The organism is uncultured Ruminococcus sp., assembly GCF_934476685.1.
In the GTDB taxonomy this organism is placed as follows: Bacteria; Bacillota; Clostridia; order Oscillospirales; family Ruminococcaceae; genus Hominimerdicola.
Genome location: NZ_CAKSNX010000008.1, coordinates 17,503 through 36,313 on the forward strand (window position 1 = coordinate 17,503; position 18,811 = coordinate 36,313).

Sequence of the window (18,811 nt, forward strand, 5' to 3'; positions counted from 1 at the left end):
AACACTTAGAAAGTCCTTGACATTCTGCCGCTCATTCCTTGCCAATCGGCAAATTCTATGATATAATGATTTAATACAGCACCGCACGCAAGGCTTGTGCGGTATTGCTTTTAAACTAAATTTCGATAGGACAGATAAAATGAATAGAAAAGTAATTGGCATAATCGCTCATGTTGATTCGGGAAAGACTACCCTTTCCGAGGCTATGCTTTACCTTTCGGGCGAGATACGGAAGCTGGGGCGGGTAGACCACGGCGACGCTTTCCTTGATACGGATTTGATCGAAAAGAACAGGGGCATAACGGTTTTCTCAAAGCCTGCTGAATTTAAATATAAGGACACTTCTTTCACTCTGCTGGACACTCCGGGACACGTTGATTTCTCGGCGGAAACTTAACGTGCTTTGCAGGTGCTTGATCTTGCGGTACTGGTCATAAGCGGAACGGACGGAGTGCAGAGCCACACAATTACGCTTTGGCGGCTGCTCAGAAGATACCATGTTCCGACTTTTGTGTTTGTGAATAAAATGGACCTTGACGGAGCGAACAAAGACTTTGTTATGACAAGTCTTGATGGCAGACTTGGTTCGGGATTCGTTGACTTCTGCCGCAGTAAGGACGAGGTCGCAGAGGACTGCGCCGTTTATGACGAGGACATAATGAACGAGTTCCTTGAAAGCGGCTCTGTGGATAATGAGCTTATCTCCAAAGCAGTTTCCAAGCGCAGCATTTTCCCCTGCTTTTTTGGCTCGGCTTTGAAGTCGCAGGGTGTTGAAAGGCTGCTTGACGCTCTTGCGGAAATTGCTCCTGCTGTGGAGGAAAGCGGCGAATTCGGTGCAAAGATATACAAGATCTCAGAGGACGGCGGCTCACGTCTGACCTTTATGAAGATAACAGGCGGCTCGCTAAAAATACGCAGCATTGTGAACTACACCTCTGCTGACGGCGAGAGCATATCGGAAAAGGTCAGCAGGATAAGGATATATTCAGGGGCGAAATACCGCTCGGCGGACACAGCTGAAAGCGGTATGGTATGCGCTGTTGAGGGGCTTACAAAGACCTATGCAGGACAGGGACTTGGCTGTGAAAATGATTCGGAAATGCCTATGCTCGAACCTGTTCTGACATATCGTGCAGAGCCTGTCAGTGATATTGACGCACACACGCTGCTTGCATACTTCCGTCTGCTTGAAAATGAAGATCCTCAGCTGCACGTTGACTGGAACGAACAGCTGAAAGAGATACACGTCAGCTTAATGGGTGAGGTGCAGCTTGAAATACTGAAAAATATTTTCAAGCGGCGGTTTGATGTGGATATGGATTTCGGCGAGGGAAACATTGCTTACAAAGAAACCGTTGCGGAAAGTGTTTACGGTTATGGGCATTACGAACCGCTTAGGCATTATGCGGAGGTACATCTTAAGCTTGAACCGCTGGAGCGTGGGACAGGTCTGCGATTTGCCTCAGAGTGCAGCGAGGACGCTCTGGATAGGAACTGGCAGAGGCTCATTTTGACACATTTGCAGGAGAAAAAGTATCTCGGTGCGCTTACGGGTTCGCCAATAACGGATATGAAAATAACGCTCGTTTCGGGCAGGGCGCATTTAAAGCACACCGAGGGCGGAGATTTCAGACAGGCGACCTATCGTGCAGTAAGGCAAGGTCTGCGGAGTGCAGAAAGCGTTCTGCTGGAGCCTTATTACAGCTTTACACTTGAAGTTCCGTCGCAGAATGTGGGACGTGCCATAACCGATATACAGAATATGGGCGGCGAATTTTCTCCTCCAGAAGTTGCAGGTGAAATGTCAGTTATAAAGGGCAGCGCACCTGTTTCGGAAATGCGTGGATATCAGCCGCAGGTCATAAGTTACACAAAAGGTCTTGGCAGTCTTGTCTGTCTGCCCGACGGCTATCGTGAATGTCACAACACTGATGAGGTAGTTGAAGCATACGGATATTCTCCCGACAGCGACCTTGAAAATACGGCGGATTCTGTATTCTGTTCCCATGGGGCAGGATATAATGTAAAATGGAACAAAGTGGAGGAACATCTGCACCTGCCGCCCGAGGGTCGCAGAAAGCAGTATGCCGAGCCGCAGTTTAACGATCGTACAGGTCTTGCAGAAGATTTTTGCAGACGTGCCGCCAGCGACAAGGAACTTATGGAGATATTTGAGCGCACCTACGGCAAGATAGAGCGTGAAAAACGCTACGCAATGCGCACACCGAAAAAGGCGGAAAACTCCTCAAAGCAAAAGCCTAAACAGATCTATTCGGGAAAAGAATATCTGCTTGTGGACGGATACAACATTATCTTCTCTTGGGAGGAGCTGAAAAAAGCGGCGGCGGAAAGCCTTGACCTTGCAAGGAGTATGCTGGTCAACAGGCTTTGCAACTATCAGGGGTACAAGCAATGCGAACTTATCCTTGTTTTTGACGCATACAAGGTAAAGGAGCAGGAGCGTGTTATCGAGAACTACCACAACATCAGCATAGTTTACACCAAAGAGGCTGAAACGGCTGACACTTATATTGAGAAAACTGCCCACAAGCTGAGCCGTGAGCATAAGGTAAGAGTTGCTACGTCTGACGGAATGGAGCAGGTCATCATAATGGGCAGCGGAGCGTTCAGAATGTCGGCGCAGGAACTGCACGAGGACGTTGAGCGTGTTGAACGTGAGATCCGTGAATTTATTGCAAAAATGAAATAGAAAAGGCTGCGGCTAAAAGGAATGCACTAATATAGGGATTTTACGCTATGGGGTTTCTGTTGACATTTTTGCTTGGGTATACTATAATAGGTATAAGATAAATCGGAATTTACGGAGGAGATTTGTTTTGAAACGAAAAACAAGAACTATAACCATCGATAACCAACAATATATATGGTGGTATGAATTAGGAGCAGAAACAACAATCAATCTATCTCCAATTAATGATAAAACTTCTATTATTTCTATATATTTTCCATTAGATACAATTCACAAACATGAGCATCCTATTTTTGATATTTACAACGAAACTGTTATCATGAAAAAGGATAATGAAGAATACTGTTTAAAAATAATCTCTCCCAAAATGGTAGCTCTCATTATTTCAAATTTGTCTTTTAATGAATTTACTACAAGAAGACACGTTTTTTATAATGGATTTGATTTATTATTAAAATGGAATTTTATAATTTCAGATGTTGTTACAGGAGTATGTTGGTAGTATAAATTCCAGTTTGCAAAACTGTTTTAATTTTTCTTTTATCTCATCACGAATAATAAAAAAAACTGCCCCGAGGCGAACTGAACGCTTCGGGGCAGAATTTCTATATTGGTATCTGACTATGATTAGTCTGCATCATAGTCCGGCAGATGTGCAAGCTTTTTCGCACGTCTTCTTTCGATTATTTCCGTTTTATGCTCTTCAAAATACTCGTCATATTTGTTTCTGCCGAACTTTTTGATAAGGTTTTCCTGATAGTTCATTATCTTTGCGCTAAACTCTTCATTATCGGCATAATACAAGTTCTGATAATCATTGAATGTATATCTTACGCCCTTTCTGTCATGCTCCAATGCGTCAAGCAGAACAGCCGCATTGAATTCAGAACTTATCTCCGCATGGCTAAGCTTATCCGATTCATCTCCGCCTACCATAAATACATGGTACATATTGGTATCATAAATAAATCTGTATTCATAGCCGTCCTCTTTATATGCAGCGGCTATCAGCGTTTTTTTCGCCTTTACTTCGGCATTAGACAGGTTCTTTATAAGGTTGAGCAGACGGTAGGTTTCATAAAATTTCTGCTTGTCAGTATCGCCGTACCAAAGGCAATTTTTTGCGTCCTCTTCGGAAAAGGTCTTGTTTTCAGCCTCACACTCGAAAATTCTTTTAACAGCCACAGCGTTCCAGTAATTCCTTGTGAACAAACCTCTGGAGTGATCCTGATCCTGCTCTATTCTAAAATATCCGCCAACTGGGTAGAGGGAGAATGTGACCTTATCGTTCTGCTTTGCTCTGCTGAGCCTTTTGGTTTCGTCGGCTGCTCCACGAATGCTTATGGTAATAACTCTGCCGATAATGAACAGCACTCCCAGCACAGCGTTTGCGATTATGACCAGCGGAAGGATAAGTCCCCATATTATAGCACAAGTCATACGCAGTGCAAGCAGGATTATCCACAGCGGTCCCCATATGGTCATACCAACGTCAACCTCATATTCCTCACCGCTCGTTTTATCCTCCATAAGGAGAACATTGGAGAACTTATTGTATACTGAATTAAATATATTCAGACCTTTGCGCCCTATTCTGAAAGGAAAGCCTGCCGCAAATATCCAGCACAGCACACCGGAAATTATCGCTGTGATCCAATAGCAGTTAACATATTTCGCCTGTTTAAAGCTTACCTCTTTATTGAGAAATTTTGTCACAGGCTTTTGCAGGAAAGTAACTTTACTGCAAATTTTTTCAGGTGTACCGCTCATATCAGTATACTTTGCTGTTTCGCCGTCCTTTACAAGACCCCATGCGCTGGCAACAGTCACAGTTTGCTTTGAGCCTTCCGCTATGTATTTATCAAACCTGTTGTCATCACCGATCACTTTCGGAATAGCGAATGACGTTACGACCAATGCCACTATCAGAATTACTAACTGCATAAGCGCAGTTATCAAGTTCTTCATAATTTTTCCCCTTTCATATTTTCATGCTGATACTTTCAAGTATTCCGATTTTATGCACTTTATCGATCAGCGTAATCGTTTTCGCAGATATAGCAAATGCTCTCTGCCATACTAAAGTGCTTGATTATATTATAGCATTTATGGCCGAAAACTGTCAAGTGAAAATGCTATATATTTCACAAAAAACAGCGTCCTGCCAAGGTCGGCAAAGCACTGTTTTCACTCTTTATTATAAGCATATCACGCTGTATCTTATCTTCTTCTGATACAGAAATCGCACCTCTCGCCGCCACAGGCTAAGGTCTGGGTGCGCTCGAAAGCGAACTTGTCAAGGTTTCCGTACATATACTCATCGCTTTTGCAGAAACCTGCTTTCAGCTCCGAGCAGTCAAGCTCATCCAGATATCGGCAATATGGGCAGTCGAGAATAACAAAGTGTGCCTCGCTGCTATTGAACAGACCGAAATGGTTTCTGAAACCCGCTTCCTCGCCAAAGCCTTTAGCAGCCATTTTCTTCATACCTGACAGAAATATATTTGCCATTCCGGGGAAATTCAGCACCTTGTTTATGAATACTCCCGACTTTCTGCTGTACTCCATAGCGGCGCTGTCCACCCATTCAAAGGCTTTTTCGGGGAAATATTTCTTTACAGTTTTATACAAAGCCGCACGTTCACAGCACTGTTTCCAATGCACCACAGCGACCTTGTTGAGATTCGGGTGCATTTCTATCATTCTGTAATACTCGTCACTTGCCTCCTGCCGCACAGCATCTGCCCTGCCGCCTGCTGCGGTTATATTGTCAAACACAGAATTGTAAGTCGTATTCTTTAAATATATATTTTTTCTGTTTTTTCTGCTCATAACAAAGCTCCTCTATTGATATCGTTCACAAATTAGCGTAGACTAACCCATTCTTTTAATACAAGCCGTGCGGTATATTTCCACACGGCTTGTATATTATATCATTTTAGTTGCATATTGTCAAATGTATTGGATTGGTCGGTATGGTATATTAAAGGGATAGTTCAAATTCTGGGTGTGAACTATCCCTTACTTTTGGAGCAGATCGTTTTTCTAAAAGTAGAAAAATATAATTATTAATCCATTAAATTTATCTTTTCAAGCAGCCATACAATAGCCTTTTTTGAACCGCTTATAGTTTTAGCTTCTACCAGCATACCGTTTTTGACTTCTCGGATATTTCCCTTTCTATTTTTTAGTGACACAGCAGACAGATCAGCCTGAGCAATATAAAATTTAGTTCCTGCAGATTCCTTAGCCACAGAATCAGCTGAAATTGAGGTTATGCTGCCTGTTATTTTACCATATTCATTGTATGGTATTGCATCAAAAGCATATTCAGTTTTCTGACCTATCTCGATTTTGGATATTTCATTTTCAGGAATGTAAAGCATAACTTTAAGTTCTTCCTCCGAAGGTATTATGCTGCAAAGCTGATTTCCCGACCGAACAATATCTCCCGGACTAAGTGTATCTACAAGAGTTATCGTTCCACCGCAGGCAGCTTTAACTTCTGAGTTTTTTATTGTCTGATCTACTTCTGCCAACTGCGATTTTACAGAGGTGATATTTTCATTTAGAGAGTCTATTTCCGTATTTAATGTAACAACTGCTTCATTTTTTAGTTTCTCTTTAGAAAGTTTTTCGTATCCTTCTGTATCTTCTATTCCCTTTAAAGAAAGCTCTAATGTTTTCTTATTGTCATTAAGTGTTTTTACCTCATCTTCGATAGAACTTATTTTTGTTTGAAGCTGTGATAAAAACGTGCTTTTTAAAACGGTCAACTCCATTTGTGCGCTTTCATAAGCATTTTTGGCATCATTAATATTTGATTCTGTTATAACTGTACTGCTGTTTTGCTGTGTATACTCATTATAAAGCTCCTGATATTCAGCAGTCTTTGACGTATAATCATTTGACAAAGCAGTATAGTCTGCTGTATATTTATCATAGCTTTCTTTTAAAACACTGTTGTTTGTGTTAAAGTCATATCCTTGTTCTATTGATTTTTTTAGTTCTTTATAGTCATTTAAAGCCGTTTTTAACTGCGTATTTTCACGATCTGAAATAAGTTGATTTTCAATAAGAAGTATCTGAGAACGAATGTCTGACATATACGCAGAACTATATGAAACCATATTAGAATATGCTGAATCCATATTCTGTTTTGCAGTTTCTACCTGAACATAAGAAACAGTTTCCTGAGAATTCTGAATTTCATACTGCTCAGAGATATTCTCATATGACGCTTTATACTGACCGTAAATCAGCTCAGATTTATTATAATTTGTAATATACTCATTATAGCTTGCATTTACCGCATCATCTGTTCCTGTGTATTCTGTATCGTTTTGAATACATATCAGTAATCTCTTATACTCGGTAAGCTGTGCTTGCTTTTCACTTATATTCTTTTTCACCGATTCAAGATCATTTTCTTTTTCTTTTGCAGTCAGATCATTATTTAACTGAGATTTATCAAATTCCTTTGCAGACAGTAAAACACCATTTTTATATTGATCGTATCTATAATAGTACTTTGAATCAGTATCGTCATTTTTAAAGTAATTCTTATTATCTTCAATAGATTTTTTCAAAAGTTGAGTATTATTAAGATCACATTGATAACCGTCTAATTTTTCCTGTAAGATATCTTTTTGTTCCTTGGCATAATCTGAATCAAGAACAAAAAGTACATCACCCTCTTTTACCTGCTGTCCTTCATCAACACATATTTTTTTTAATTTGCAGTCAGATGATGATGTTACGGTGCTTGAAGCCTTCTGTGTTCGTATTTCGCCAGTTATCTTTGTATATTCGTCAACTTCAAAAAAGCAGGCAAATATGACTGCTGCAGCAACGGCAATAGAAAGAATATATATAAACCATCGAATTTTAGGAGCTTCCTTGCTTTCCATAACTTCACGGCTGTCGGTGATATCTTTTATGTCAAGTATAATTTCTTTCAATCATATCACTCCTTATATCATAGGATCCAGTAGAACAGGATATGCCGTCTGATAAGCCTCTTTATCAGATCTTACATTAGTTTCAGAAACATTTTCTTGACTATCAGGTATCTGGTCTTTCCACAGATCATAATATCTGCCTTTCTTTTGTATAAGTTCTTTATGCGTGCCCTGTTCTATAAATCTGCCATGCTCCATAACAAAGATCTTGTCACATCGCATGATCGTACTAAGTCTGTGTGCAATAATAATAGTCGTAATATTTTTCGAGAGAGCATTTATTGTTTTTTCGATAGCTTTTTCAGTTATTGAATCAAGATTGCTGGTGGCTTCATCCATTATCAGTATATCAGGCTTTTTCAGCAGTGCTCTTGCAATAGCAAGTCTTTGCTTCTGACCACCGGAAAGATTTGCACCGTTTTCTTCCAGCATCGTTTCATATCTGAGCGGCAGTTTATTTATAAATTCGTCAGCCTTGCTAAGCTTGCAGACTTCAATTATGTCCTCAAGAGCAGCATTTTTATTTCCAAGTTCTAAATTTTCCCGTATTGTTCCGCTGAAAAGAAAGATATCTTGTGAAATGTATGCTATTCTATTTCTTAAAGCCTCAAGATCAATGTCCTTTAAATTATAATCTCCTATAAATATCTCCCCTCTTTCCCAGGGATAGAAATTCATAAGAAGTTTTGATAATGTTGTTTTTCCTGAGCCGCTTTCTCCGACAAGAGCAATTTTTTCTCCGGCATTTATGGTCATATTTATATTTTCAAGCACAAGCTTTCTAGTACCATACCTGAAATCCAGGTCCTGAATCCTTATTTGATGATTAAGCGATGACGGCGAAAGTTTGCGGCTTTCATCGGCTGACTTTTCAAGCTCCAGATCAAGTATCTCACTTAAACGTTCTGCCGCTACAATGGCGGTCTGCATAGTAGGCTGAAGATTTATGAGATTTTTTACCGGGTCAAGGAAATATGCCAGAAGGGCATTAAAAGTTATCAGACTTCCCAAAGTCATATTTCCGTCAAGAACACTTACTACGCCGACCCACAGAATGACAGTACCTCCGATAGTAGATATTACACCTGTCAAAGTCTGCTGAGCGTTGGTTATCATACCGCCTTTAAAAATACTTTTAAGCAATTTAACAAAAAGCTTGTCCGTTTTAGCTTGTGCTTCGTCCTCTGCATGAAAAGCTTTTACAGTTTCTATTCCATTCAAAGTTTCTACCAGATATGATGTGACCTGAGAGTTATCCTCCATTTGTTTTTCATTGATCTTTTTTACAGGTTTATTGAATGCAAAAACAATAATTCCGTATAGTACAACTATTATGACTGCTATTGCAAAAAGAAGCCTATTTTGCATAAATAAAACAATACCGCCTATAATGGCCATAAGTGTATCTATCATTATCGACAATGTCGCACTTGATATAGCATCACGAATCTTAGAGGCATCCATAAACCTTGATACTATCTCACCAACTTTTCTTGTACCAAAAAAGTTCATTGGCAGACCTAATACATGCTGATAATAGCCTAGTATCAACGGTATATCCAGCTTTTGACTAAGATAAAGCATAAGGTGATTTCTGAACGCTTCAAGTATAGCTTTAAAAATATATAAAATGATAATACCTATTGAAAGGGTCATCAGTGTTTTTCTAAGTGAATTTGGAACAATATCATCCATTATAAAACGAAAATAGAATGATGCCAGTATCCCGAAGATCGTAATGATAAGAGAAGAAAGGAAAATATTCAGCAGAAGTCTTTTCTGAGGGAATATAAGACTTAAAAATCTTGAAAAGACGCCTTTATTCTCATTTCCTTTTTGAAATTTAGAAGTAGGCACAAGAAGAATAAGTACTCCTGTCCAAATCTTAAAAAAATCTTCAGGAGAATATTTTACTATTCCTTTTGCAGGATCAGCAATTATCACTTGTTTTTTTGTTATTTTATGTATAACTACATAATGGAGAAGACTTCCGTTTACAATTACATGAGCAACTGCAGGAAGCGGAAATTCAGTAAAAAATGCCTCCTGATTGCCTTTAACGCCTTTAGCGGTAAAGCCGAGCTGCTCTGCGGCTTTTATCATTCCATAGGCATTAGTGCCCTGCTTGTCAGTACCAGCAGTTTCACGGATTTTAGATATTGATAAATTCAGTCCGTACTGCTTTGATATCGTTGCAAGACAAGCTGCTCCGCAGTCGGTTATGTCGTGTTGTTTTACGCAGTAGTATTTCATTTTTTTCACCATAATTCTATTATCAGAACTTTCACTTCTTGTGTTTTATATATTAGTACATATTTCAAACAATAAAGAGAAGACAAGAAAAAAAGAACAGCAATAATGTATTTTTGATCCATAATCGCAAGAACGAATGAAATCAAACAAGCCATAAAGCCAATAGCTGCAATTATAGCTACGATTATAGAATTAGTAAACTCATTAAAACCTTTTTCCATTATACCGCACATGATTTCCTTCCTTTAAATATAGTCAAACAAAGCAATACAAAACAAATAACAAATGCAGGTATGCTAAAAAACGGCATAAATTCAAATTTAAACAGTGCTTTATAATCAGTTGCGCTGTATAGGCTTATTTGTCAGTTTTAAATTTATCTTATTCTCATCATCATAATAATTATTAAAGTGCGAAAATATATTATCCATAGATGATATATATACTTTTTTATTCAAACACTCATCTGTTTCTTTGCCGAACAATGCTTCAGATTGTGCAATACAATACCTGCCGTTTCTGTTATTCGGGATCATGTCAGAATACTTTTCCCATAATAAAACAGCTTTATCATACTGTCCATGGCAGCACATAAAAATCAGCATATGGCAAAAGAACTTAGAATACGTTTCAAATTTTAATCTGTCCTCTATTATTTTTAGATCATGGTCTAAGATCTTAAACAGCAGTTTCAGTTCTGTTTCATCACTTTCATGAGCGTCCATAATTATATTTTCATAAAAAATAATGTCCATTAAACTGCAGATTTCCGAATTTAAAACACACTTATCATTATTCAGATATATTTCATCTACATAACGGAGAATGATGCTGTAAAAATACTTTTCTTTTCTGAGCTCAGATTTTACATATGTATTTTGCAGCATAAGCTCATTATAAAATTGTATCAGCGCATATGACTGGTTACTTTTCAGCATATGGAATGCGGCATAATCCCCTATCAGACCGGCAAAACTCAACAAAGATGTTATATTAATATATGCGGCTGTAAGAACACAAAATCCAAAGAAAATAAAAAAAGCTGATCGGATATTCACATTTATCTTATCAGTAACAAATATCATCAGCAGCAATGAAACTGATCCTAAAGCAGCAGAAAATAACGGAGCAGCCATCAAAGAGCGTTGAAAGGCTCTGTAAATTTTCCTGATATCATATTCATTTCTGCATGGAGTCAGTTCGGGTATAACTATTCCTCCAAAGCCCAGCAAACCGTTTACAGCCAAAGTGACTTTAAACTTTTTATTTTCCTTAACAAAGCAAACGGGAAATATGTAAAACGCTCTTATTTTACAGCCGCTCAGCTTATACGAAACAGCATGAGCAGATTCATGCAGTAATAATGACAGCCACACCGCACATACCGCTGTTAATATACCGACAAAAATATTCGCTGAAAAATAATCAGGATGATTTTTATACACCATATTGGTGATAATTGCAAGGCAGACGCCTATTGATGCTAAAAAAGCTGCTATTCCAAAAAAGCAAAAATAAAATAAAACTTTTTTCATTATCGACTCCTGTTATTCTCATGATCCATATATAAAGTCATAGGGAGCAACTATTTATATTTTGTTGCCGATCAATTATTAAGAAAACGAAATCAATTATTTCATTTGTTAATATTCTATATATAATTTTAATGTTTTTTTATAGCGAATTCAAGTCTTGGGCGGTAAGCGGTCGGTTTTTACGGGCGAACGGTATTTTTACTTTAATAAGACCAAATACTTCTGCTAAAATGCACAATAAGCAACAGGACAAGAGATCAACTCTTGCCCTGCAAAGTTATAAGCACAATTAAAATATGTTTCGTATATTATTTAGTAAGTTTATTGTATACCAGCCTTATATTCACAAAGCTATATAATACTGCACCAATATAATCTGTTTTCACATATTGTTACTTCAATGCTTTATTAGTAACATCACGCCTATAATCAAGCCCATTGCAAAACCAAGCTTCACCAAATAAGGTAATAGCTCAGTTAATGTTAAACCAAAAAAAGAAAATTCTTTCATTTTAGCTCTCCATTAAAATTAACCGAAAATCTTATCTCCAACCCACTGTACGCCCTTACCTACAAGATATACAGTTCCAGCAGTAACAAAAGCAGTTCCTACAACAATTCCACCCGCTGCAAGAACACCCAAGACAAATGGCATTCCACCGTCGATATCCATCATTTCATTATTGCTTAATTCAACAAAATTATTATTCATTTTTTATTACCTCCATTACTTAAGAACAAGTGCTCCGCCAGCACAAAGACCGATCGCCGCTCCTGCAGCAAGTGCATGACCTACAGTTACTTCTACTCCCCATATTACAAAAAGAACGGGAAATACGCCTCCATCAATCGCTTCCATTTCATTTGCAGAAAGCTCTGCAAAACCGTTAGTCATAACATTTTCCATCGTTATGTACCTCCTCTATTATTTTTTATTTATATTAAGACAAAACAACAAGGAAACCGTACGCTTTTCTTTGAATACTTTGCCATAATATCTTAATTTTTTGTTTTACATCATAATATATTATCACTTACGCCAATATAAATATCAATTATAAGACTGCTTACATCTGTTGGATTTGCAGGTTCCTGTACAGTTACATTATAACCTGCTGTTATCGGCATCAGATCTTTTTCCTTGATATACTGCATTACTTCATTTGCAGTATTCTGTATTGTTGAAGGATCTCCTGTATGTCTGATCTTAACGGCATTTCTCAGTCTGAAAACAGGTTTGATAATGTATGGATCCGTAACTGAAATAACTTTATCAAGAGGATACATTATTTCAATATCCATAACCGGCACTTCTGCTGATGAATCAATTGAAAAGGTAGCCGAAACGCCTTTCATTACCTTTTGTGCATTATTTGAATGAATGAGTTCATTCATTTCTTTATTGATTTGTATAAACTGCTGTTGTGTTACCTTTCCTCTGAATGTAAGTACATTTGTCATTTCTAAAGATGCATTTTCAATTATTTCGTGCATTAATTTCACCTCATTATAATATTTGATATTTTATATGTTAATATTCTATATATAATTTTAATGTTTTTTAATAGCGAATTCAAGTCTTTGGCGGTAAGCGGTAGGCTTTTACGGGTGAACGGTATTTTTACTTTAATAAAACTAAATACTTCTGCTAAAATGCACAATAAAAAGCGGTCAAGATCGCTCTCAACCGCTTTGCATAAATATTATTTTTATTCCAAGTAATGCCTTGCCCTATCAATAATTCTCAGCGTGGACCTCAAAATAGCTCTGAGGGTGGTTACATACAGGACATACCTCAGGTGCTTTTGTGCCTACTACTATGTGACCGCAGTTGCGGCACTCCCATACCTTTACCTCGCTCTTTTCAAATACTTGAGCAGTTTCGATATTTTTCAGGAGCGCACGGTATCTTTCCTCGTGATGTTTTTCTATCTCGGCAACTGCTCTGAACTTTGCGGCAAGCTCAGGGAAACCTTCCTCTTCCGCTGTTTTAGCAAAGCCCTCGTACATATCTGTCCACTCATAATTCTCTCCTGCGGCAGCTGCTGCAAGATTTTCTGGTGTTTTTCCAAGCTCGCCAAGCTCCTTGAACCACATTTTTGCGTGTTCCTTTTCATTGTCTGCGGTCTTTAAAAACAGTGCTGACATCTGCTCATAGCCTTCCTTTTTAGCCACAGATGCGAAGTATGTATATTTGTTTCTTGCCTGAGATTCGCCTGAAAAAGCCTCCATAAGATTTTTTTCTGTCTGTGTTCCTGCATATTTATTTGCTGACATAATGATCTTCCTCCTTGATTTTTGTTGTCTGGTCCCAAAAAGTTGTATTATATGCACAATACATTCTATTGATCAATATGGATTATACCACATATTAACCTATTTGTCAAGTGAGATTAACAAAACAAATTTTCAGAAACTTTTAAAGATTTTTGCTTATAAACTACTGCAAAAAAGCAAGCACGGAACAAACTTAACTGCTCCGTGCTTTGGAAAATATCTTATGTGACAACCATTTATCTGTCTGCCTTTGCGCCGATGGTGATCGCTGTAACACGGTCATCTCTCATATTAAATCTTACATATGCGCTCTCTTTGCAGTAAGGATCATCCTTATCGGCAACTGCGTCAGGGTCCTGTATGTAGATATATGCGTCATAGTATGTTATCTTAGTCGGCTCGCCGAAAGCATTTACAACGTCCTCTGCGGAAGAACCTATGGTTATGCCGTTTGACATTTCAACGCTGTATTCATTTTCCTCATTGTCAAGTCCTGAGAACATCATTTGATAATACACAAAATCCTCTGTGCCGTATGCCTCGCCATAATCGAGAGTACTGCTGCCCTCGTTGAGAAGATTGCCCATATTTACAGAAACATTTGTTGTCGGGTCTATACACTGAAAAACATACATAAAAGTTTGATCGGTAGTTATATCTCCGTCACCCTTGTCATCGTCCGATATCTCATAACCCAGATCAGAAAGTTCCTTTGATGTTATAGGCATTTTGATTACTTTTCCGTTGATAAGAAGTTCACCGTCCCACAGTCCGCTGTTAGTAAGCTCTGTCTGAACAGGTGCTGCGTTATCTTCACTATCTGTATGTGCTGGCTCTGGGCTGTTTTCATTTGTGTCGGCAGTTGTCTGAGTGCTGCCATTGTTCATATCTTCTGATTTTGAGATCGTTGTATTTGTCTTGATCTGTGATGAAACTGCCTCGTTTACATTGTCGTCATTATCTGAGTTTAACATTACTGCGGCGGTGATAACTCCGCCTGCTACTGCTGCGCATACTCCTGCGATCACTTTTGATTTTACTGTTGCTAACATACCTTTTCCTCCCGATACTGTTTCAGCTGACGCTGTTGTACTGTCGGATACTGCTTTGGCTGATGCAGCAGAGGTATCTGTGAAAAGTGTGATCTTCGGAAGTTCGGCTTTTGAAGCCTCCTGCATAAGGAGCTTCGACAAGGTGAATACCGGAACGACAGCGTGAAGTCTGTCATCATTATTTTTCTCGTAAATAAGCACCGCCTCCTTTATCTTCTTCCTAGCAGCGCTTAAACGTGAGGTAACTGTGCCTGTGGTGCAGTTCATGATATCCGCTATTTCGGCAACGGTGAGCATATCAAAATAATACAGTATCACAGTCTGCCGCTGTTCATCGGTAAGAACTTTTTCTATGATATCCATTATGATCTTTCGCTTTGCGTCATTGCTTACATAATCCTCAGGGATAAGATCCTCGTCAGGAACTTCTTCAAGGATATCGTCGGAATTTTCCTCCGCCGCAGGAGTTCTGAAATACATTTTGCATTTGTTCACAGCTATGCGGTTTACCCATGCGCCAAAATTTTCAGGCTGGCTGAGAGTAGGGAGTTTCTGCAAAGCCGTAAGAAATGTTTCCTGCGTTATATCCTCCGCAAGCTGAGTATTTGCAAGAAGTTTCAGACAGCTGAAATAAACTGATCTGCCTGTTTCTTCATAAAGCTTGCCATAAGCCGCTCTGTCGCCCTGACTTGCCTGCAGGACAAGATTTTTGATCTCTTCCTTTTTAATACTTTCCATAATCGACCATACCTTCGCTTTCCACTTTTCCGAAATTAACTTTTCACTTATCTGCTGTTTTATCAGCCCCGACATTTACAAGATGCATGACAAGGGCGCAATGTTGAGCAAGTCAAGAAAGTTAATATTTTATTTACTTATTATTTAAAATTCAATTCAATATTACTAAATCACAGAAAATATTATACTACGTTTGGTCGGCGTTTGCAATACAACACAAAAGGGACAGCCTGAGCCGTCCCATATAGATCTGATATTTGTGGTCATAGCCGCCTTATTTTACCTTGTTTACATCTTCAATGTAAAAAGAAATCTCACCGCAATTCGGGCAGACAGCAGCTTTGGGTTTTCCGATCTTATTGCCGAATATTTTCTTGTCGTCAGAAGAGATCTCCATATAATAAAAGCCCTCTCCCTCGATCTTCACTGAACAGTTTTCTTTCATTTCCGTTCCGCATCTGATACATTTACGCATTATTATACCTCCTGATACTTGAATATAACTTTTAATTCAGTATAGCATTGCAGTCCGCAAATGTCAAGTTTGATATTTTACTCTTACAGAAAAAAGGAGTGCCCCGATACGGGACACCCCTGCGTATGAAGATTTGGTAATCAGTTGAAAGCTTTAGTCATCGAACATCTTTCTTGCGGCAAAGCAGATCATCTCTGCGGTAAGGTCTGTGCCGTATTCGCTTACGTCTATCATAAGATGCTTGTTGTCACGGTCGCCTCTGTTCTTTCCTGTGACATATTTATAGTAGTTGTGGCGCTGGCGGTCAACACGCTTGATGAGTTTTTCCGCCTCTATTCTCGAAAGCTTATACGCTTCGCACATATGCTTTATTCTTGCCTCAAAAGGTGCATAGAGAAACACGTTCATATGATTAGGATATTCCCTCAGAACATAGTCCGCACATCTGCCGAAGAATATTGCAGGCACACGCTTGTTGGCAAGATCTCTGATAACGTCCACCTGTGCTTTTACCGCCTTATCAGAATAGAACTGTGTAGAAGAGCCATAGCCGAATGATTTAAGCAGGCGGTCTGCGTTCTTATCAAGCATTTCCTCGCTGTCGAGGAAAGAATCACGGCTTATGCCTGCACGTTCTGCCGCCATATCCACAAGATCCTTATCATAGAACTCAATGCCAAGCTCGGCGGCTGTTTTTCTTGCAACTTCCCTTGCGTTGCAGCCGAACTCACGGCTTATGGTAATAATAAACTTTTTCATAGTCTATGCTCCTTTTTTATTTATGAGATTTTCTTTTATATTCTTTGTATTCCCGATCTGATGATCCGCTCTTCCGCTTATGCATATCTTCGGAAGATTCCAGCCGAATCTCACCGACAACAGTCTTAGGGATAATGTAACGCCAAGACTTATCATGCAGGCAGGCATAAAAGATAGTGTGCCGTATGTCAGCAGGAATGCCGCCGCTCCCATGGCTGAGGCGCAGGCATAAATGTTGCCGACGAATATTTCAGGCTTTTTATTGACGAAAATATCTCTTAGAACACCTCCGCCGACTCCCGTTATCACTCCCGAAAAAGCCATTAAAAAGACGTTTCCTGAAGCTCCGCTGCGCATTGCCGCCGTAATGCCTGTGACTGTGAAAATGCCAAGTCCCACAGTATCGAGAAGCAGCATTGCGATATCGTAAAGGTGCAGCGCTTTATCACCAAAACCGCCTTTTAGCGCAAGGGCAATGAATATTACCGCCGACACCAGTGCGGCTGCCGCCATTGCAGCAGGGTCACGAAAGGCTGCAACAGGGTGACTTCCGATGACGATATCACGCATTATTCCGCCGCCCACAGCCGTTGTAACACCTATGATTATCACTCCGAAAAGGTCAAATCTCCGTTTTATTGCGGTCAGTGCACCGCTGGCAGCAAAGGCAGCTGTACCGGTCATCTCAAGTATCGAAACGATAACATCAAAACGCTCGTTCATTTCAATCAACGCCCTTGCCTACATATTTGTGTATCTTACGCACCGCTGTTGCCTGACTTATGCCCAGCTTTTCAGCCACTGCCACAGATGTTCTGCATTTTTCGTATGCCTGTATTATAAGACCGCTTTCGTAAAATTCAAGCATATCTTTTAGTGAAGCGTTCTGCACGAAAACCTCTGACGCACCGCCTGTTATCCTGTCGGGGAGATCGAAAATATCTACCTTTTTCTTCTCCGACGTAAGGACGATACGCTCCACAGTCCGCCGCACCTCATCGGCATTTTCCTTCCATTCATAACTCAGCAGACAGCCGAGTGCTCTTGGGGTAAACTCAACGCTCCTTGAATATTTCTTGTTGGCTGAGTTCAGATAGTAGTCGATAAAGCTTTTAAGATCTTCCGCACGTTCGTTAAGCGAATAGACCTGAACCTGATATGACTCAAACTCTCGGACGAACTCTTCGGTCACTTTTCCCTTTGTTCTTAACTCTTCAAGGGAATATTCCGAAAGTCCCACAGGCAGGACACCTGCCGCTGTGCATTTTTCGATAACGGCTCGCTGAAGTTTAGGTGAAAGGCGGTCGATATGCTTTATGACCACCGCATATATTCCCGAAAGTGGTGAGATCATTGAACCTTCACCAAGCAGTTCACTTTCAATGACTTCTTCGCTGACAGGGGCGCAGTCATAGGAATAAAGCGCACCTTTTTTTCCGTATACAGCGGAGGCAAGAAAGCTTTTTCCGCTTCCCGACGGTCCGTAGATATAGCATGGGCAGCCTGCGTCACAGAACACGCCCACAAGCCGTCTTGAATCTCTCGAACGGCTGCTTTCGGCGATATAGCGTTTTCCGCCGTCACGGCAGGACATAAGGTCGATCTCTTTAAGCAGCTTTTTGTTCTGATACTGCAAAACATTGTAACGTTCACGGAGATCGTCAAAGCCTGTTATCTCCCACGAGGAATAGCTTATTATCATTTCAAGCTGGCCACCATTGAAAACTGGTATTCCCGTAACAAAGGTTTCGTCATTGTCCGCGCCTTTCTGTACAGTAGTAACACGCTGATGAGTTTCGTAGACCATCTGAGTAACGCATGGGGAAAACATCTTCATCATCTCGTCGCAGCCTGCGAACTTGCCGATGATGTCAGAACCTTTCACCGATCTGCCGCTTAAATATGACTCCGAAACAAATCTGAAAACGCCGTTGCTGTCGGCAATGGTCACACCTGGGTGAATGCTTTCAAGAATGTGTCCAAGACGCTCATAATCAAGATCATTTTGCTGCGTTGCCATTTTGCCGACTCTCCTTTCAGTGACGCTTGGG

At 39.8% G+C, this 18,811-nt stretch carries 16 protein-coding genes and 1 pseudogene; 3 read left to right on the forward strand and 14 right to left on the reverse strand.

Annotated features, from left to right (window positions below; genetic code table 11):
- Positions 1-139: 139 nt before the first annotated feature.
- The 3 genes and pseudogenes from Q0E19_RS11935 to Q0E19_RS08570 all read left to right on the forward strand — a co-directional run.
- Positions 140-1,315: pseudogene (locus tag Q0E19_RS11935) on the forward strand (GTP-binding protein); the annotation flags it as partial.
- Complete coding sequence (locus Q0E19_RS11940; protein ID WP_365904913.1) at positions 1,316-2,710, forward strand: NYN domain-containing protein; 1,395 nt, start codon at positions 1,316-1,318, stop codon at positions 2,708-2,710.
- Positions 2,711-2,837: 127 nt separating this feature from the next.
- Entirely contained in the window at positions 2,838-3,212 is a 375-nt protein-coding gene (locus Q0E19_RS08570; protein WP_294408886.1) for a hypothetical protein, read from the forward strand.
- 125 nt (positions 3,213-3,337) lie between these two features.
- Here Q0E19_RS08570 and Q0E19_RS08575 read toward each other — a convergent pair whose 3' ends face one another.
- From Q0E19_RS08575 to Q0E19_RS08640, 14 genes are all read right to left on the reverse strand, one after another.
- Positions 3,338-4,678 (reverse strand): hypothetical protein, encoded by a 1,341-nt coding sequence (locus Q0E19_RS08575; RefSeq protein WP_294408889.1) that lies wholly within the window; start codon positions 4,676-4,678, stop codon positions 3,338-3,340.
- Positions 4,679-4,930: 252 nt separating this feature from the next.
- Complete coding sequence (locus Q0E19_RS08580; protein WP_294408892.1) at positions 4,931-5,542, reverse strand: L-2-amino-thiazoline-4-carboxylic acid hydrolase; 612 nt, start codon at positions 5,540-5,542, stop codon at positions 4,931-4,933.
- 236 nt (positions 5,543-5,778) lie between these two features.
- A complete protein-coding gene (locus Q0E19_RS08585) occupies positions 5,779-7,671 on the reverse strand; it encodes an HlyD family efflux transporter periplasmic adaptor subunit (protein ID WP_294408896.1) in 1,893 nt (630 codons plus the stop codon).
- A gap of 12 nt (positions 7,672-7,683) precedes the next feature.
- Positions 7,684-9,936, reverse strand: a complete 2,253-nt coding sequence (locus tag Q0E19_RS08590) for a peptidase domain-containing ABC transporter (RefSeq protein WP_294408899.1) — start codon at positions 9,934-9,936, stop codon at positions 7,684-7,686.
- 326 nt (positions 9,937-10,262) lie between these two features.
- Complete coding sequence (locus Q0E19_RS08595; RefSeq protein WP_294408901.1) at positions 10,263-11,459, reverse strand: hypothetical protein; 1,197 nt, start codon at positions 11,457-11,459, stop codon at positions 10,263-10,265.
- 529 nt (positions 11,460-11,988) lie between these two features.
- The gene (locus Q0E19_RS08600; protein ID WP_294408904.1) at positions 11,989-12,171 is read right to left on the reverse strand and encodes a class IIb bacteriocin, lactobin A/cerein 7B family; all 183 of its coding nucleotides are present in this window, start codon (positions 12,169-12,171) and stop codon (positions 11,989-11,991) included.
- Positions 12,172-12,186: 15 nt separating this feature from the next.
- Positions 12,187-12,366 (reverse strand): class IIb bacteriocin, lactobin A/cerein 7B family, encoded by a 180-nt coding sequence (locus Q0E19_RS08605; protein ID WP_294408909.1) that lies wholly within the window; start codon positions 12,364-12,366, stop codon positions 12,187-12,189.
- Between the two features lie 110 nt (positions 12,367-12,476).
- Positions 12,477-12,953 carry an AraC family transcriptional regulator gene (locus Q0E19_RS08610; protein WP_294408912.1) on the reverse strand — a complete coding sequence of 159 codons (477 nt, stop codon included), beginning with the start codon at positions 12,951-12,953 and terminating at the stop codon, positions 12,477-12,479.
- A 240-nt stretch (positions 12,954-13,193) separates the two neighbouring features.
- Positions 13,194-13,736, reverse strand: a complete 543-nt coding sequence (rbr, locus tag Q0E19_RS08615; protein WP_294408914.1) for a rubrerythrin — start codon at positions 13,734-13,736, stop codon at positions 13,194-13,196.
- A gap of 236 nt (positions 13,737-13,972) precedes the next feature.
- Positions 13,973-15,526, reverse strand: coding sequence for a sigma-70 family RNA polymerase sigma factor (locus tag Q0E19_RS08620; protein ID WP_294408916.1), 1,554 nt, complete (start codon positions 15,524-15,526; stop codon positions 13,973-13,975).
- Positions 15,527-15,800: 274 nt separating this feature from the next.
- Positions 15,801-16,001, reverse strand: coding sequence for a nucleic acid-binding protein (locus tag Q0E19_RS08625; RefSeq protein WP_294408917.1), 201 nt, complete (start codon positions 15,999-16,001; stop codon positions 15,801-15,803).
- A 153-nt stretch (positions 16,002-16,154) separates the two neighbouring features.
- On the reverse strand, positions 16,155-16,760 hold the full coding sequence (locus Q0E19_RS08630) for a cytidylate kinase-like family protein (RefSeq protein WP_294408919.1): 606 nt from the start codon (positions 16,758-16,760) through the stop codon (positions 16,155-16,157).
- Between the two features lie 3 nt (positions 16,761-16,763).
- Complete coding sequence (locus Q0E19_RS08635) at positions 16,764-17,483, reverse strand: TRIC cation channel family protein (protein ID WP_294408921.1); 720 nt, start codon at positions 17,481-17,483, stop codon at positions 16,764-16,766.
- A gap of 1 nt (position 17,484) precedes the next feature.
- The gene (locus Q0E19_RS08640) at positions 17,485-18,780 is read right to left on the reverse strand and encodes a sigma 54-interacting transcriptional regulator (RefSeq protein WP_294408923.1); all 1,296 of its coding nucleotides are present in this window, start codon (positions 18,778-18,780) and stop codon (positions 17,485-17,487) included.
- Between the last annotated feature and the right edge of the window lie 31 nt (positions 18,781-18,811).

Coding starts and splice junctions, on each gene's coding strand:
- Q0E19_RS08580 (WP_294408892.1), bottom strand. CDS start 5,542: ATGAGCAGAAAAAACAGAAAAAATATATATTTAAAGAATACGACTTAC.
- Q0E19_RS08625 (WP_294408917.1), bottom strand. CDS start 16,001: ATGCGTAAATGTATCAGATGCGGAACGGAAATGAAAGAAAACTGTTCA.
- rbr (WP_294408914.1), bottom strand. CDS start 13,736: ATGTCAGCAAATAAATATGCAGGAACACAGACAGAAAAAAATCTTATG.
- Q0E19_RS08595 (WP_294408901.1), bottom strand. CDS start 11,459: ATGAAAAAAGTTTTATTTTATTTTTGCTTTTTTGGAATAGCAGCTTTT.
- Q0E19_RS11940 (WP_365904913.1), top strand. CDS start 1,316: ATGGATTTCGGCGAGGGAAACATTGCTTACAAAGAAACCGTTGCGGAA.
- Q0E19_RS08630 (WP_294408919.1), bottom strand. CDS start 16,760: ATGAAAAAGTTTATTATTACCATAAGCCGTGAGTTCGGCTGCAACGCA.
- Q0E19_RS08575 (WP_294408889.1), bottom strand. CDS start 4,678: ATGAAGAACTTGATAACTGCGCTTATGCAGTTAGTAATTCTGATAGTG.
- Q0E19_RS08590 (WP_294408899.1), bottom strand. CDS start 9,936: ATGGTGAAAAAAATGAAATACTACTGCGTAAAACAACACGACATAACC.
- Q0E19_RS08605 (WP_294408909.1), bottom strand. CDS start 12,366: ATGGAAAATGTTATGACTAACGGTTTTGCAGAGCTTTCTGCAAATGAA.
- Q0E19_RS08635 (WP_294408921.1), bottom strand. CDS start 17,483: ATGAACGAGCGTTTTGATGTTATCGTTTCGATACTTGAGATGACCGGT.
- Q0E19_RS08610 (WP_294408912.1), bottom strand. CDS start 12,953: ATGCACGAAATAATTGAAAATGCATCTTTAGAAATGACAAATGTACTT.
- Q0E19_RS08640 (WP_294408923.1), bottom strand. CDS start 18,780: ATGGCAACGCAGCAAAATGATCTTGATTATGAGCGTCTTGGACACATT.
- Q0E19_RS08620 (WP_294408916.1), bottom strand. CDS start 15,526: ATGGAAAGTATTAAAAAGGAAGAGATCAAAAATCTTGTCCTGCAGGCA.
- Q0E19_RS08600 (WP_294408904.1), bottom strand. CDS start 12,171: ATGAATAATAATTTTGTTGAATTAAGCAATAATGAAATGATGGATATC.